The following is a 14,814-nucleotide window of genomic DNA, read 5'->3' on the forward strand; positions in this document are numbered from 1 at the left end:
ATATGGACATTGCTATCTTTAACCAGGTTTTTGATAGAGCTTTTCTTGCAGCAACCCCTCTTCTCCTTGCCATACTTGGAGAAATTCTTACCGAAAGAGCAGGAATCCTCAATCTTGGTCTGGAAGGACTCATGAGTGTTGGGGCTATGGCAGCCTTTCTTACTGCCATGGCGAGCGGTAGTGCTTTCCTTGCCATAACAGCTGCCATCTTGACAGCAATGCTTCTTGCTTTGGTCCATGGCATATTTTCTGTAAACATGCGCGGGAATCAGGTTGTATCAGGATTGGCAATAGCCATGATAGGAAGCGGCCTAGCAAGCGTCTGGGGCAGGCCATATATAGGCAGAAGCATTGCGGCAAAAATGGGACCGTTAAAAATACCTTTTCTATCGGATATACCATTACTTGGAGCCTTTTTCAGACAATCGATATTCTTTTATATAGCCATACTTCTTGCCATAACCCTATGGTTATTTCTTATGCGTACCCGTGGAGGCGTAATTCTTCGCTCATGCGGACATAACCCCCGGGCTGCAGAAAGCCAGGGAATAGGAGTTGCAAAGGTAAGATTACTTGCAACAATAATTGGAGGAGGACTCTCCGGACTTGCAGGTTCGCAGCTTGTTTTGAGCTATTCTTCTTCTTGGACTGATAATATCGTAGCTGGCAGAGGATGGATTGCTGTTGCCCTTACCATATTTTCACTCTGGAGTCCGCTTAGAGCAGTCTGGGGCGCATTTCTATTTGGCCTCATATTTGTGCTCCAGTACGTTTTGCAGCCCCTTGGAATATCTCCCAGTTTTCTTGCAATGCTTCCTTACCTTGCCACACTGACCATCCTTATAATAGAAGGTGCGAGAAGAGCACAACATCACTCACATGAGCCTGCTATGCTAGGAGAACCTTTTTCTCCAGGAGAACGATAGACTACACCCCTACACTACAAAACTTATAACAGACCAATAAAAGCCCCCATATCAAGGGGGCTTTTTATTAATACACAGAAACAAAACATCATGAGTGATATTGGCTGATGAGAAATATACAAGTTCTCAAGTAGCCTCAAGACAAATAAAGAAAAGATTGCGCAACTATTTCCTTGCGAGCTTGTTATGCTCTTCTATATCCGTAGCATCCCAAGGGTAATAAACCCAGTAATCCTCAAGTTCACTACCTACAAAAATCTTGCTCACACAGGAAGGAAAATCCGCCTTCTTTGGCTTTTTCTTATTATGAAGCACCATGACAGCAAGCTCCTCGGGCTTATTCTTATCAAGCTCGCTAAGGCAGTAAGCCAAAGTTGCGCGTGTATCATCTATCTCATCCACAAGCAAAATCCGCTTACCCGTAAGCTTTTTCTCCACCTCATCAATCCACTGAATCTTGCGCGGAATATCCGTTGGCCTGTTATTGGCATCATAATAAGCGATACCCACCGTCAAAATAGGCTTCTCTATATACGTACGCAGAATCCGGGCTGGAATAAACCCCCCTGTACCAATTGCCACAATCAGATCGGGGCAAAAACCGCTTTCCTTAAGCTTGCCAGCAAGCTTGCCAACCGTGTTATGAATCTCCTCGTATGTAAAATAATATGCCTTTTCCATAGATAGATATTATATTGCAATTCCGTAAAGTGCAAGCAAAGATAAGAAATTTATACCGAACGTCGGACCTGCATCCAACATAGCATAGCAGGCATAAAAGAGCAGGTCCTCCTGCCTATGGCAAATATGAGGCAAAGTATTTTACATGCATAGTCTGCTGCATTAGTCTATGCATGCACACAATAAAAGCTTAATAGTCGTACAAAGTATATTTGTATCCCATGAGTTTGTTTTATTATGCCGAATTTGCTTGATTTTTATAATAAAATATATGATTTTTTATATATGTACCATTTTATGGAGGCAATTATGGAAAAAAACGTAGGAAAAGTAGACAGGATTATACGGGTTATTCTTGGAATCGTGCTTATTGTCCTTGGCCTTGTGCTGCAACTTTCTGGTCAGGGATTCTGGTGGCTTGCTCTTATAGGAGCAGTGCTGTTGATTACAGGTCTAGTTAGCTTTTGTGGATTGTATAAAATTTTTGGCATATCCACATGCAAAAAAGAATAGAGGTCTTTACAGGCTTTTTCGGGCATGGCACAAAGCCATGCCCTTTTGTTGCTGAATGCTTGTTATAACGTCTATCATAGTATAAAAATATGATATGAATATTCTTATAACAGGAACAGCGGGATTTGTAGGCTTTGGCCTGGTTGATGTGCTGACTTCTTACGGTCATAGTGTTATAGGTCTTGATAATATAAATGATTATTATGATACATCTCTTAAGAAAGCTAGACTTGAGAAACATGGGATTTATGCGGACAAGGCAATAAAGGAAGGAAAAGCTTTTTCCAGTAGTCTTGATTATCTTTTTTATTACGGTGACATATGCGATACGGATCTACTTATAAAGATAATAAGAGAGCATAGAATAAACCGTGTAGTGCATCTTGCGGCTCAGGCCGGCGTTAGATATTCGCTTGAAAATCCTGCTGCTTATATCCACAGCAATATGCAGGGATTTTTTTCTGTGCTTGAAGCCTGCAGAGTTTGCAGGATAGAGCGACTTGTTTATGCTTCCAGCTCAAGTGTATACGGGCTCAACAGTACTGTTCCATTTAGCGAAAAAAAAGGTGCTGACCATCCCGTGAGTCTTTATGCTGCCACAAAACGGTCCAATGAGCTTATGGCACATACATACAGTCACCTATATGGTTTGCCCACAATAGGTCTTAGATTTTTTACTGTGTACGGGCCATGGGGAAGACCTGATATGGCTTATTTTTCCTTTGTAAAAAAGATTCTTGCAGGAGAAGAGATAGAGGTTTTTAATAACGGAAACATGGAAAGAGATTTTACTTATATAGATGATATTGTAGAAGGGGTTGCTCGTACCTGTCTTATGGATTTCCCTTACGTAACAGACTCAGGAGATGGGGATTTGCCTCCTGACCGTTCTATCGCACCTTTTAGAGTCTATAATATAGGTCACGGTTCTCCTGTTGCGCTTATGGATTTTATACGGACTATCGAGTCTGCTTTGGGAAAGAAGGCGAAGATGGTTTTTAGAGAGATGCAGCCAGGAGATGTTGTGTCAACACATGCAGATACCACCAACCTGGAAAAGGATTTTTCTTACAGAGCAGATACCGAACTTTCCGTGGGTATCCGGCGTTTTGTGGATTGGTACCGGGATTATTACGGGATATGATTTTATTCCAGTAGTGCTTTTCTGGCCTCTTCTATGATTTTTCTGTATTCCTCTTTTTTCTCTGCTTTTAATACAAGGGATGCTTCCCTGTAGTGTATTGCCAGCCAAAAAGCCAGATTGCGGTATGATATATCCAACCGTATTTTGATATCTTCTATTGGTTCAAGTTTTTTATATTCTTCGCCTGTTTTTTATATAGATTAGAAAGTTTGGATTCATAATATTCTTCCCATTCTTCCAGAAGTGTTTTGAATTTTCCTACTGTTTATTTTTTCTGTATATCTTTTTTTGCATTCTTTTTGTTCTATCTCTTTTGATGTTAAAGTAATTACAGCTTGATATTTATAATATTTTACGGAAATATCAATTTCTGTGTAATCAAGCATGGTGTTTTTTATTGTGTTATGTATTTTCTGTCTTATTGGACTTAAAAATCCTAATAACTTATATCCCAAAGGAAGCTTTTTATAAGTTGCAGAAACAGCATCTTTTGCTTTTTTATGACGTCTTTTGCAGCCGCTATGAGCTTTCTATTTTGTTTTTTATATCATTAAGTTCTTCATTTATTTTGAATTTTAATTTTTTTATATCTTATATGTCCTGATAATATTCTTTTGCATTCTCCAATAGACTGGTTTTTAAGTATTCTATCTTTTTCTGCGGATGTTTCTTAGTCCAGCCTTTTTAAAAGCTATTTTTCATACATTGATAATTTCCCTTTTGGGTACTTGTCATATATAGTCCAAAAGAATTTATATCAGGTAGCCATCTTTTTTGTATGCAGGATGAGTTGGTATTCTTAGACTGGTTCTTAAACTTATGTTGATTGTGTTGTTTTGTATTTGCGCAGTAAAAGGGTCGTATGGTGTGTCTTCTTCTTTTGTATCCGCATCTTTGAGACAGTTTGCCCAATATGTGGACCATTTTTTTATTTCTCTATTTTTCTGCATGGGGGTATTATTGGTGTTTTTTTTTATACGGGTTAATCTGCCGCAGGCAGGCTCGCACACAATACTGCTTATTTTGTTGCTTGCTCTGTCGGGTGTGAGCCGTTCGGTATAAAAAATAAGTATGTTAACGTTAGCAATTTGTTGATTAATAAAAAAAACTAATGCAAACTTACAATTTTCTATGTTATATTTATGATGTTTACGAAAACAAGTTGGTTGCTCGATTAATAAAAGTAAGATGGAGGTGCTTATGTCTTTGTCTGGTTTTTGGATAAGGATGATAGGTGTTTTTCTTTTGTGTTGTGTTCTCTTTGTCTCCTGTGATGTGCTTTCTTCTGTGGGAATGGGGGCTGCTACTGATTTGGATGGGCCTGTTCTCACTGTTACCAGTCATGCCAATATGGATTATGTACCGCTGTCGTTTTTGCTGGAGGGCAAGTGTAAGGATGAGTCTGGTGTGGATAGGGTGGTTGTGTCTTCTGCTGATACTGGGGTTGTTTATGGTAATGCGAGTGTTAATGGTGAGGATTGGAGTATCAGGCTGAGTTTGCCGGAGGGTGAGAGGACTGTCAGGATTACTGCGTATGATGTTTTTAACAATAGTTCTTATCAGTCTGTTGCACAGCTCACTTTTCTTGTGGATGCTACTCCGCCTTTTTTGAATCGTTTGTATGTGGAGAGAATGCCTGGGTATTCTGTAGAGCTTAAGTCACGTGATGAGCTTGCTGGTTATGATGCGTCTTTGTCCAATGAGATGGACTATATACAGAATGGTTTTTTTAAGGTAAGGGCTGAGGTTGAGGAGAATTTTAGGGTTTCCGAGGTTGTGCTTCATGTTCTGGATGAGTTTGGAGAAGAGGTTTTTGCTGTTTCTCCTGATGATGGTTCTCCTGCGTCTTCTCCTGTTTTTACTCTGCGGGATTCTGATTTTTTTGCTGTGGATTCTTCTTATGCCTTGAGCAGGCATTATTTTAGGCTCACTGTATCTTGCAGGGATATTGGTGGTAATGAGAATACTGACCAGGGGTTGTGGTTTTCTTATGATCCTGAGGCGGATGTCCCCAGGATTGTTCAAGGTAACGCAGTGGGAGGAGTTATTACGGTTCCGCAGGAGAGTGTTTTGCCTTTTACTTTCTTTGATGATGATGGGCTTGATGTTGTTTATGCTGCTGTTGTTTCTTTATCCGATTGGAATTCTGTTCCTGGTTCTTCTGATGAAGAAAAGTTAGATGCTCTCGAAGGTGATGAGCTTTTGCGTACAAGTCTGATGGGGACAGGAACTACGGTTGCTTCCGGAAGGTCTGTTAATGTCTCCGTGTCTGCTCCTTCTTCTTCTGGTTCTTTTAAGCTAGTTGCTCTTGTAAGGGATAAAAAGCTTGCTGGTTATGGCGATTGGGTATGGAAAGGACAGGTCTATGAACTTAGGGTAACGGATGCGGATGAACCGCTGGCTTTTATAAGTAGTCCTCAGGAAAATATCTTTCCTTCACTTTCTGGTGGTTCTTCTTTTTCTATAGAAGGATATTGTCTTGATAATAGTTCTGTTGTTTCTGCAAGGCTTGCATGGATTCCTGCTGGGATAGCTGGTGGCGCCGATTCTCATGTCGAGGATGTAAAGAATTTTCTTGCGGCTTCTTCCGTATCTGGCGGACAGAAAGAGGTGCTTTCTGATGGAGTTGTGATATGGGGATTGCCTCTTTCTTCTCCTGTAAACGAGGTAGTAGGGGGAAGGACTTATAAGAGATATTCTTTTTCCCTTTCTTTGGATGTTTTATCGGATTTTGTTTTTGCAGGCGGGCTCGAGAATGATAGAAAGCTTTTTGTTCTTTTTGCGGAGGATGATAGTGGAAATTATGTTTTTTCTACTTTTGTTCTTTCTGCCGATAATAGTCTTCCTGATATAAATGTCTCAAGTCCTGCTACTGATTATGAGGTCTTAAGTCAGGGGAATGATTTGGTATTGTCATTTTCTGCAGATAAATCCAATGGTCTTCCTGTTTCAAAAGTGTCTTTGTATGATGTTTCTTCTTCTCCTGTGCTCCTGAATGAGGTTTCTGCTTCTTCTTTGTCTTATACTGTGCCTGCAGCTTCTCTTGCTGAGGGGCAATGGGTATACAGGTTTGTTGCTGAGGATGTTTTGGGCAATGTTAGAGAAATGGAACGCACTGTTATAGTTTCTGCTCAGCCTGTTCTTGAGTATATTGGTTCTCCTCTTGCAAGTGGTGTTTATAAGGCAGGTTCTGATATCTTTTTTGAGGTTGTTTTTTCTGATCCTGTTTCTATTACGGGTTCTCCCAGACTAGGATTTTTTCTGGATAGTTCTGTTTCTGGTGCACCTGATGCATATGCGGATTATGTAAGTGGGGCCGGTTCTTCTACTCTTATTTTTTCTTATAATGTGCCGGCAGGTGTTTCTTCTGATAAGCTTTTTATGTCTGCTGCTCCTTTAGATCTTTCTGGGGGTTCTGTTTCTTCTGTTGATGGTTCTTCTGTTATTATAGGTGCTCTTTCTGATTCTGATCTTATTCAGGGAAGAAAGGATATTGCCCTTGATGCTGTTGCTCCCCAAGCTGTTTCTTTATCATGTGCCAGTGGTGCTTATAGAGCAGGAGACAAGCTTGTGTTTACACTTGGGGTTGATTCTCCTGTGTTGATAAATGGCGATGTTAAGCTTCTTATTACAGCAGGTTCAACACGGCTTGAAGCCGCTGTTGATTCTGTCACTTCTGATTCTGTGGTTTTTTCCTGCTTTATTACGGATGGGCTCAATACTTCTTCTCTTGCCTATGATTCTTCTGCTCTCTTGAGTGATTCTTCTCTAATAACGGATTATGCTGGTAATGTTATTGATTTGTCTTCTCTTGGGGCCGGTGTTATGCCTGTCATAATAGATACCTCTGCTCCATCTGCTCCCATTGTGGATAACCAAGAAGGTGTTTTTAATTCTTCTCAAACAATAAGTATAAGTGGTGTAGAGAGTAATGCTGTTGTCGAGTATTCTCTTGATGGTGGCCTTAGCTGGAATGACTATGATGCAGGAAATCCTCCTGTTCTTTTTACCGATGGATTTTACCTCGTTACTGCAAGACAGATAGATGCTGCAGGTAATGTTTCTGCAAATGCAGTAATAAAAAATATAACAATAGATACCGGAGCACCTTCTGTTGTTTCTGTTTCCTGTACCAATCCTGATGGTGTGTATCCGGCAGGATCGGAGATTAGATTTAAAGTCTCGTTCTCCGAAAAGGTGAGGACAACGGGAGGAGGGGCTTATCTTTCTCTTGGTGCTGGTTATCATGCGGATGTGCTTGAAAACTCTACGGGTTCCTCTGTGTTGTACTTTGTTTTTACTGTTCCTGATGGTTTTTATATGTCGCCTTTAGAACCTGATGGGCTTGTTCTTACTGGTGTTGAGGATTTGTTTGGCAATGTGGCACCGGCTTCATTGTCTGCTACTGAGCTCCCTGATATTGACAGGCCTGCTCTTATTGCTGATGCTGTAGCTCCGTCTGTTGAGTCAACTGTTCCCTCAGATGGTATGATTCTCAGTTCTGGGCAAGACAGCATAAGCATAGTTTTTTCTGAGCCTGTTTTTAAAGAATCCGGAACTATTGTTATAAAGAGAAGTCCTGGATGGCTTATTCCCCCTGTTATGACGGAGGATGAGTTTCGCTCTGTATATTATTCTTCTTTGCTAAGTAGTGTTGATAGAGAAATCCTTATGCAGACTGCTAACGGAAGTCCTGCCCTTGATTCTCTTACAGCACAACCATTAGGTCCGTATAGGAAGCTTACTCATGGTCTTGTCCAGAGCGGGACTTCTTATGTCCCTGATCTTTCTACCAAGTATGTTCTTGCTTTTGACAGGGGGCTCGATGATGCTGATATAAGGGCGGTTATGGAAAAAGCCGGATATCATATTCTTATGGATGTGGATGTTACCTCATATAGAGTTTCTGTCTCAGGTTCTACTGTGACTATAAGCCTTCCGTCTATTCAACCGGGAATAAAATGGGATGTAAATATATCTGCTGGTTCTTTCCGTGATTCTGCAGGCAATTCGTCTTCTGATATATCGTTTTCCTTTTTCTCAGGTGGGGTTGCTGCTCCTGTTATACGTGTGGACAGATACAGTCATGGTGAAGGAGCTGTCGAGCCTGTTGTAACTCCATCAGGAGATGGTCTTACTGGTACTATAACTGGTTCTGTTACCATAGGTGGCGAGGATACTACGACAGAGCCTAGCGGTTTTGTTCGGATTAGAATAGATTCTCAAACTCTGGGGGCGAACATAAGATATTTGGTAACAGATGATGATTCTATACCTGGTGAACCTGTAAATAATTATGTGTTCTCACATAGTTCTTATACCGATTTTCTTGCTGTTGGTAAGCCCCTAAGTCCTGGACAGACAGAAGTTTCCAATGCGGATGATGCACAACGTATATTTATCAAGGCAATAGCAGAACATACAGAGCTTGGTTCTTCTTCTTATGGAGTTTGTGGTGCCTATAAGACTCTTGTTGTGTTAATTGATCCCGGCAGAGATGGAAATCCTCTCCAAATGCAGGGTTCTATAGTTGCAGGCGCTCCGCCAACTGTGCCTGGCTTTCCTCTGAGAGATGCGGATCCTGATCAAAGATACAGTAAGTACGCATATGCGTTCTCTACTAACGATTGGTTATGGTTGTCGTGGGACATAGTAAGCTCATGGGTTCAGACCAGCTATAGGGGAAACTGGCAGAGGAACTATAATCAGGGGAGTTATGGTAAGCTGATTTTTGTAGTCAATCAGCTTTACTGGTAAGAGGAGGTCTTATGTATAAAGCAATAAATAGAAGAGTTGTTGTAATATTATTGATATTGTTTGCCCTGACAGGTTGCGATATGTTAAATCCCGGACTTGGTCCTGATGTGGATATGAGTCCGCCTGTATTGAGTGTTTCTTCTCCCTTCTACATGCAAAATGTCAGTAGAAACTTTACTATAAAAGGTACGGTAAAGGATGATACTTTTGTTTCTCTTCTTATAATAGAAATAGAAGGGGCACCCTGCGTGTGGAAGCATTCTGATACAGGTTGGGAGTTTTCCTCTGACAACAGTGTGTGGAAGCCCGTTTCTGGCACATGGACATCCGGTACAGATGGTATGATTTTATGGTCGGTTGATATAAGTTTGCCGGACTCTGTAACAGGTGAGATAGTTCTAATGCTAAAAGCCCAGGACTCTGCAGGCAATATGGGTGCTGTCTCTGTAGAGAAGAGAACTGTCATATCAGATACAACTGCTCCATCTGTCTATGTTACTTATCCGGAGCTTTTTTCCGGAACTTCGGAAGAAGCAGATGCACACTATTCTTCCTATGTTTTGGAAAATGTGAGCTATATTGCAGAATTATTCAATGGTGATATTGTTATAAAAGGCTATCAGGATGAGAATTCCAGGCTTGGAAGATTGGAAGTGGAGCTTGCGGATGCAGAAGGTACTATCTACTGGCAAAAAAACTATACCGATTCTGCCTCTCTCAGAAATTTTACAGTCAATATCCCTGCCTCCGAGCTTTCTTCTATAACAACAAAAACTGTTTTACAGGTAGTAATCAACAGCTATGATGCTGCTGGGAACAGCGATAAGAGGTCTCATGGCTGGTTGTGTTATTGGCCTGATGCGGACCGCCCTTGGGTGACTGTTCCGGGGGATAGCAATCCTATACCTTCTGTTTCTGTTTACCCGCAGCAGACTCTAGAAGGGCAGGCTTTTGATGATGATGGGCTTGCTTTTGTAAACATATACATAGAAGAAAATATATCAGGTTGGCAGGAAGTTTCCCATGTAGAGATAACAGCTAATGAGCTTAATAAAGCTTCAAGTTATACATGGCAGGTCTCTGCTCCACAGGAAAGTGGAACATACAGGATAAGGGCTGTTGCAAGCGATATAAACGGAGTATCAGGTAATGAGAAAACAGCTTATTTTTCTGTTGAGGATATATCCAGTCCTAGAATTACCGTAGAAACGCCTGTTGCAGACTCGCCTATGCTGGGAGATGCAAATGGCGATGTTATCTTTTCTGGTTATGCTGACGATGATTCTGGGGTTGCTATGCTTAGAATTGTATGGATAAACCCTGAGGAATATGACAGCAGCCTTCTATCTTATCTCAATAAGAGTTATTCCGGATGGGATAGCCCAGGTACGGATGCTAAGGGGAATAAAGTATTTGATATTTCTTCTCTTGGAGCAGCACAATATGATGGTAACGGCAGGTTTAAGAGAGATTTTTCCCTAACGCTTAATCTGTTCTCCGATATAGGAATATCTCCTTCAACCCCACTTTCCAACCAAACCTTTGTATTAAGAGCAGTTGACGATAACAATAAGGCATCTACCTTAAAATATGTTGTGGCAGGTGATAATATTCCCCCTTCTGTACGTATAACAGGAGTCACTGTGAAACATAGTGACTCCACGACAGAGAACTATACTATAAGCGATTCTCTTGTACTTCCTGCTTTTTCTCCCGGAGACCAATTGAGGTTAAAAGGAACATGGTCTGATAATTCCACCGATATTTGGGCAGATAAGAGTAAAATAGGAGAGATAAACCTTGACTGTGACGGACAGGTAATTGGCGTTACCCGTAACTTTGATGGCAGCTGGCAGAGTGATTATATTTCTGCTCCCACTAAGTCCATAATCTCTGTACAGGCTGAGATAAAGGACATGGGCGGGAATATTGCATCGGATACCAAGACAATACGTGTTGAGAGCAACGTCCCAGAGCTTGTGCGCATAACAAGTCCCAATGACAGCGGCAGATACAAAGCAGGTGATATCGTGGATATTTATCTTGAGTTTAACAAAACGGTGTCTTTTTCCGGGGGAAGCAATGAGCCTGTACTTATTCTAAACAATGGTGCTTATGCGTACTATTATCAGGGAAATAATAGCAACAGGATAAGCTTTAGATATACAGTGCAGCCGGGAGATGATGTCTCTACTCTTGATGTTAGTAGCATAAGTATTTCTGGAAGTAATAATTTTGCAGACGATACAGGTACTATGGTAGATATATCCGTATTGCCTTCCGGAATCAATAGTCTTTCTGGTGGTAAAATAATAACCATAGATACCATACAGCCGTATATAACAGGGGTGAGAATCCTTTCTCCTTCTTCTGCTTACAAGGCAGGGGATACTGTGATTATTGCGGCAGACTTGTCGGAGCCCGTTGTTGTTGATAATAACCCTGCACTCACTCTTTCTTCTGGATTATCAGCATTAGCCGTATATAGTAGTAATCAAGGCTCATATCTCAGATTTTCCTATATTGTTGCTCAGGGCGAAAATGCAGAAAAACTCACGGTATCTTCTATTACATCTGTTTCATCCATAAAAGACCTTGCTGGCAATCCCTTATCATCTGTACTTCCATCTGGGGGAGAAATGGATAGGGATGTCATAATAGATACTGATATTCCCATAGTCCCTTCTGTTGATGGAATCACTGACGGCACTACTTATTACGGAGCAGTAACTTTTACTGTCACAGGAGCAGAACCGGATGCAGTTATCCAATATTCTATCAATAACGGCATTACATGGATAACAGGTAGTGCAGGAAGCATAGCTGTAAACGGAAGCTACGAGATAGTAGTCAGACAGATTGACAAAGCCGGTAATATATCTTCTAACAGTAATCCTGTAAGTATAACAATCGACAGCGGTAGTCTTCTCACAAGAATAAGCTCAAGCATGGCTGACGGAATATACAAAGAAGGTGATAAAATAGAAATAAGTCTCAACTTTAGAAAAGCTCTTTATATCACAAGCAGTATAAAACCCTATCTCATACTCAATACAACACCTCAAAGAACTGCAGTATATAAGTCAGGTTCAGGTACAAATAGCTTTATATTTGAATACAGTGTACAGGAAGGCGACACTGTTCCAGATGTTCTTGATGTTGACTCCATAGCGTTTAATACTTCGGTGATAACAGATTCTTTGTCATCCTCGGAAAACCTCTCTCAGTGGATAGATCTTGCAAGCCTTTCTTCTGATAATAGGCTTTCTGGGCAAAAAGATTTCTTTCTTCTTACAAGTCCGCCACAACTGCAATCTTGTCAGCTGATGGGCAGTCTGCTAACACTCAGTTTTGACAGAAACATATATAAAGGAAGTGGAAACATCACAATAACCCAAGATGATGCAGGACTCAAGGTGCCTGTCTTGTTAAGCCCATCAGAATACTCTGAGATTGCAAGCATAGCACCCACTCTTGCCTCAATCTACAAACTTGCCACCAATGGTGCAAGCGACAACGGAACACCACTTCTTGATGCAGTCTATGTGCTAGACTTTTCTCTCTCTCCGGATGATCCTTCTATTGTCTCTGCTTACAAGACTGCAGGATTACACAAGATATCCATACCGGTAAACTCTTCTTATGTAAGTATATCTGGTTCTACAATGAAGATATCTCTGGAAGGAAGCTATTCTCTTCCTGTAAAGGGAGCAAGCTATACCGTAGAGATAGACGGAGGACTCGTATACGATCAGGTATCCCACATAAATCTACCGGCAACGGCAGGTACAATAGAGCTTGCTGGCGTAGAGAAACCTGTTATAAGAGTAAACCGCCGCTCTGAAAGCCTTTCCGAAGGAGCTTTGGCAGTAGTAGCAGCACAGCCACTTGTAGCAAGTGTAAAAATGGATAGCCTGACACCGGGTGCAGCAATCCATTATACCCTTTCAGAAGCAACCTACAATCCCGCCCCTGTTGCTAATCCCAATAGCCCCAACCTCCCGCCTCAGCCTGCAGCAGGCCCCACAGAACCCCCAGTACCTACCGGTTTAAGTACACTCTACACCGGTAGTCTCACAGTAGGCTCCTCGGCAGACACCCTGCAAGGATACAAAAGCTGGATAAAAGCAGTAGCTATAAAAGGCACGGATGTATCGGAAGTTGCTAATGAGGTAGCATTCAAATCAGTAGTAAGCTTTATATATGATGGAGGCAGAGCCGATGCAATACCAGACTACACAGGCAGTCAGCTATACGACAGCTCTGGCACTCCGGTAGTAAACGACAGCATGCTTCCCGAATCCATGTGGTTACGAGGGAGCGACGACATAGCTGGTCCGCCAACCGTTCCTGGCCTCCCTTTATCCTGGGATAACTATGATTATGACGGCGTAAGACTCATGACACAGCTTAGCTCAAGTCCGCAGGAATGGTACTGGATAAGCTGGGAAATCGTAACAACAACATATATTGGACTCCTCTGGGGCACCACTCCTGACACAACAGAAGAAGCCGCAAGAGGCCCCTGGCGCTGGGGCTGGCACAAGAACGCATACGTACCCTTCCGCAGCTATTACCCACTCTTTCCCGGAGAAAGCCGCCGTCTGCAAAGCAGCCTATATGCAACAATAGATGGACAAGGGAGAGGAGAGTATATCTTTGCAAGACCCGGGGATGGTATTACTTTTATAAGAGACTACCTGAGGGAATAATAAAAATATACCGAACGCAGGGAATGCTGGAGCATTCCCTGCTGCCTTCGGCAGAAGAAAATCCTTTTTGCCATTAGTGGTACAAAAAAAGCGGGCAGGCACAAGCCTGTCCGCGTTCGGTCTAATCTTAATAAAAAGACGGACTGCCCCGGAGACGACTCGAACGTCCGACCCACTGCTCCGGAGGCAGTTGCTCTATCCCCTGAGCTACCGGGGCAAAAAAATATACCCCGGAGACGACTCGAACGTCCGACCCACTCCTTAGGAGGGAGTTGCTCTATCCTGCTGAGCTACCGGGGCATGTGCCGTATATGATAGCTATTAAAGCCGGCTCTGTCAATGTGTATAGCTTGCCATACCAGTGTTAACATTTACTATGGATATCTTTATGTTATCCAGATATACGTTCTTCGGATTGAGGGGGTCTGCAACTCTTTTTCCGTTTACAAAGAAATAGTAGGCATAACTTCCTGCTGGAAGTCGTAGCTTTCTCTGATATACACCAGGGCTAACCTCCTGCATGACAAGCAAAAAAGGATCCCAGTTGCAAAACTCTCCCACGAGAGTTACTTTTTTGCCAGGCTCTGTCCTGTAAGTAAATATTACTGTATTACCGTCTATCTCTGGACTTATCTCTGGGAGACTCTGAAGGGGGATTTTTGCAAGAGAAAGGATTATCCCTTCTCTGTCCCGTATCGTATTGGGATTGGCAGGGTCGGGCATCCATATACCATCTATCACAAAGCGGTATGTTATCGTATCAACATCGCGAGGAGGTTTTATTACATAAACAAAAATGTTATTGGGATTTTTGGCCATTGTATGGATTTGTTTAAACCCTTCTGTGGACAGGGCAATGCCAACCCTTTTTTCTGTTCCGTGTCCCTGGTAGCTTATAACAAGGTTCCCATCGTATATGTGTGGAGCTTCTGCCTTTTTTAATCCAAGGATATATAGATGCAGTTCTTTGCTGTCTACAGAAAAATCCAGCGAAAAAACCAGAGAGCTTCCCAACAAAAAAAACATAATAAGTAAGTTGCTTTTTCTCATGTTTCTGTTAAACTTATTCGGAACATTTTTA

10 protein-coding genes and 2 tRNA genes are annotated in these 14,814 nt (G+C 41.9%); 5 read left to right on the plus strand and 7 right to left on the minus strand.

What is annotated here, in order from left to right:
- The first annotated feature begins 2 nt into the window (after window positions 1-2).
- A complete protein-coding gene (locus tag WKV44_02180; protein MEM5947343.1) occupies window positions 3-926 on the plus strand; it encodes an ABC transporter permease in 924 nt (307 codons plus the stop codon).
- 165 nt (window positions 927-1,091) lie between these two features.
- On the opposite strand, the gene WKV44_02185 is transcribed toward WKV44_02180, so the two are convergent.
- Entirely contained in the window at window positions 1,092-1,607 is a 516-nt protein-coding gene (locus tag WKV44_02185; protein ID MEM5947344.1) for a phosphoribosyltransferase, read from the minus strand.
- A gap of 309 nt (window positions 1,608-1,916) precedes the next feature.
- Between WKV44_02185 and WKV44_02190 the strand changes: the two genes are divergently transcribed.
- On the plus strand, window positions 1,917-2,120 hold the full coding sequence (locus tag WKV44_02190; GenBank protein ID MEM5947345.1) for a DUF2892 domain-containing protein: 204 nt from the start codon (window positions 1,917-1,919) through the stop codon (window positions 2,118-2,120).
- A 94-nt stretch (window positions 2,121-2,214) separates the two neighbouring features.
- Window positions 2,215-3,264 (plus strand): NAD-dependent epimerase/dehydratase family protein, encoded by a 1,050-nt coding sequence (locus WKV44_02195; protein MEM5947346.1) that lies wholly within the window; start codon window positions 2,215-2,217, stop codon window positions 3,262-3,264.
- 2 nt (window positions 3,265-3,266) lie between these two features.
- On the opposite strand, the gene WKV44_02200 is transcribed toward WKV44_02195, so the two are convergent.
- The 3 genes from WKV44_02200 to WKV44_02210 all read right to left on the minus strand — a co-directional run bounded on the left by WKV44_02200 (window position 3,267) and on the right by WKV44_02210 (window position 4,214).
- Window positions 3,267-3,401, minus strand: a complete 135-nt coding sequence (locus WKV44_02200; protein MEM5947347.1) for a hypothetical protein — start codon at window positions 3,399-3,401, stop codon at window positions 3,267-3,269.
- A 78-nt stretch (window positions 3,402-3,479) separates the two neighbouring features.
- Window positions 3,480-3,719, minus strand: coding sequence for a hypothetical protein (locus tag WKV44_02205; protein ID MEM5947348.1), 240 nt, complete (start codon window positions 3,717-3,719; stop codon window positions 3,480-3,482).
- A gap of 297 nt (window positions 3,720-4,016) precedes the next feature.
- Window positions 4,017-4,214, minus strand: coding sequence for a hypothetical protein (locus WKV44_02210; protein ID MEM5947349.1), 198 nt, complete (start codon window positions 4,212-4,214; stop codon window positions 4,017-4,019).
- 250 nt (window positions 4,215-4,464) lie between these two features.
- Here WKV44_02210 and WKV44_02215 point away from each other — a divergent pair, with 250 nt between their 5' ends.
- Complete coding sequence (locus WKV44_02215) at window positions 4,465-9,021, plus strand: hypothetical protein (protein ID MEM5947350.1); 4,557 nt, start codon at window positions 4,465-4,467, stop codon at window positions 9,019-9,021.
- Window positions 9,022-9,032: 11 nt separating this feature from the next.
- A complete protein-coding gene (locus WKV44_02220) occupies window positions 9,033-13,733 on the plus strand; it encodes a hypothetical protein (GenBank protein ID MEM5947351.1) in 4,701 nt (1,566 codons plus the stop codon).
- Window positions 13,734-13,877: 144 nt separating this feature from the next.
- On the opposite strand, the gene WKV44_02225 is transcribed toward WKV44_02220, so the two are convergent.
- The 3 genes from WKV44_02225 to WKV44_02235 form a co-directional block, all read right to left on the minus strand.
- Window positions 13,878-13,950, minus strand: a tRNA-Arg gene (locus tag WKV44_02225).
- 9 nt (window positions 13,951-13,959) lie between these two features.
- A tRNA-Arg gene (locus tag WKV44_02230) sits at window positions 13,960-14,033 on the minus strand.
- A gap of 36 nt (window positions 14,034-14,069) precedes the next feature.
- On the minus strand, window positions 14,070-14,783 hold the full coding sequence (locus tag WKV44_02235; GenBank protein MEM5947352.1) for a hypothetical protein: 714 nt from the start codon (window positions 14,781-14,783) through the stop codon (window positions 14,070-14,072).
- Window positions 14,784-14,814 lie beyond the last annotated feature (31 nt).

The sequence above is a fragment of the Spirochaetia bacterium 38H-sp genome, from assembly GCA_039023545.1.
In the GTDB taxonomy this organism is placed as follows: domain Bacteria; phylum Spirochaetota; class Spirochaetia; order Winmispirales; family Winmispiraceae; genus Rarispira; species Rarispira pelagica.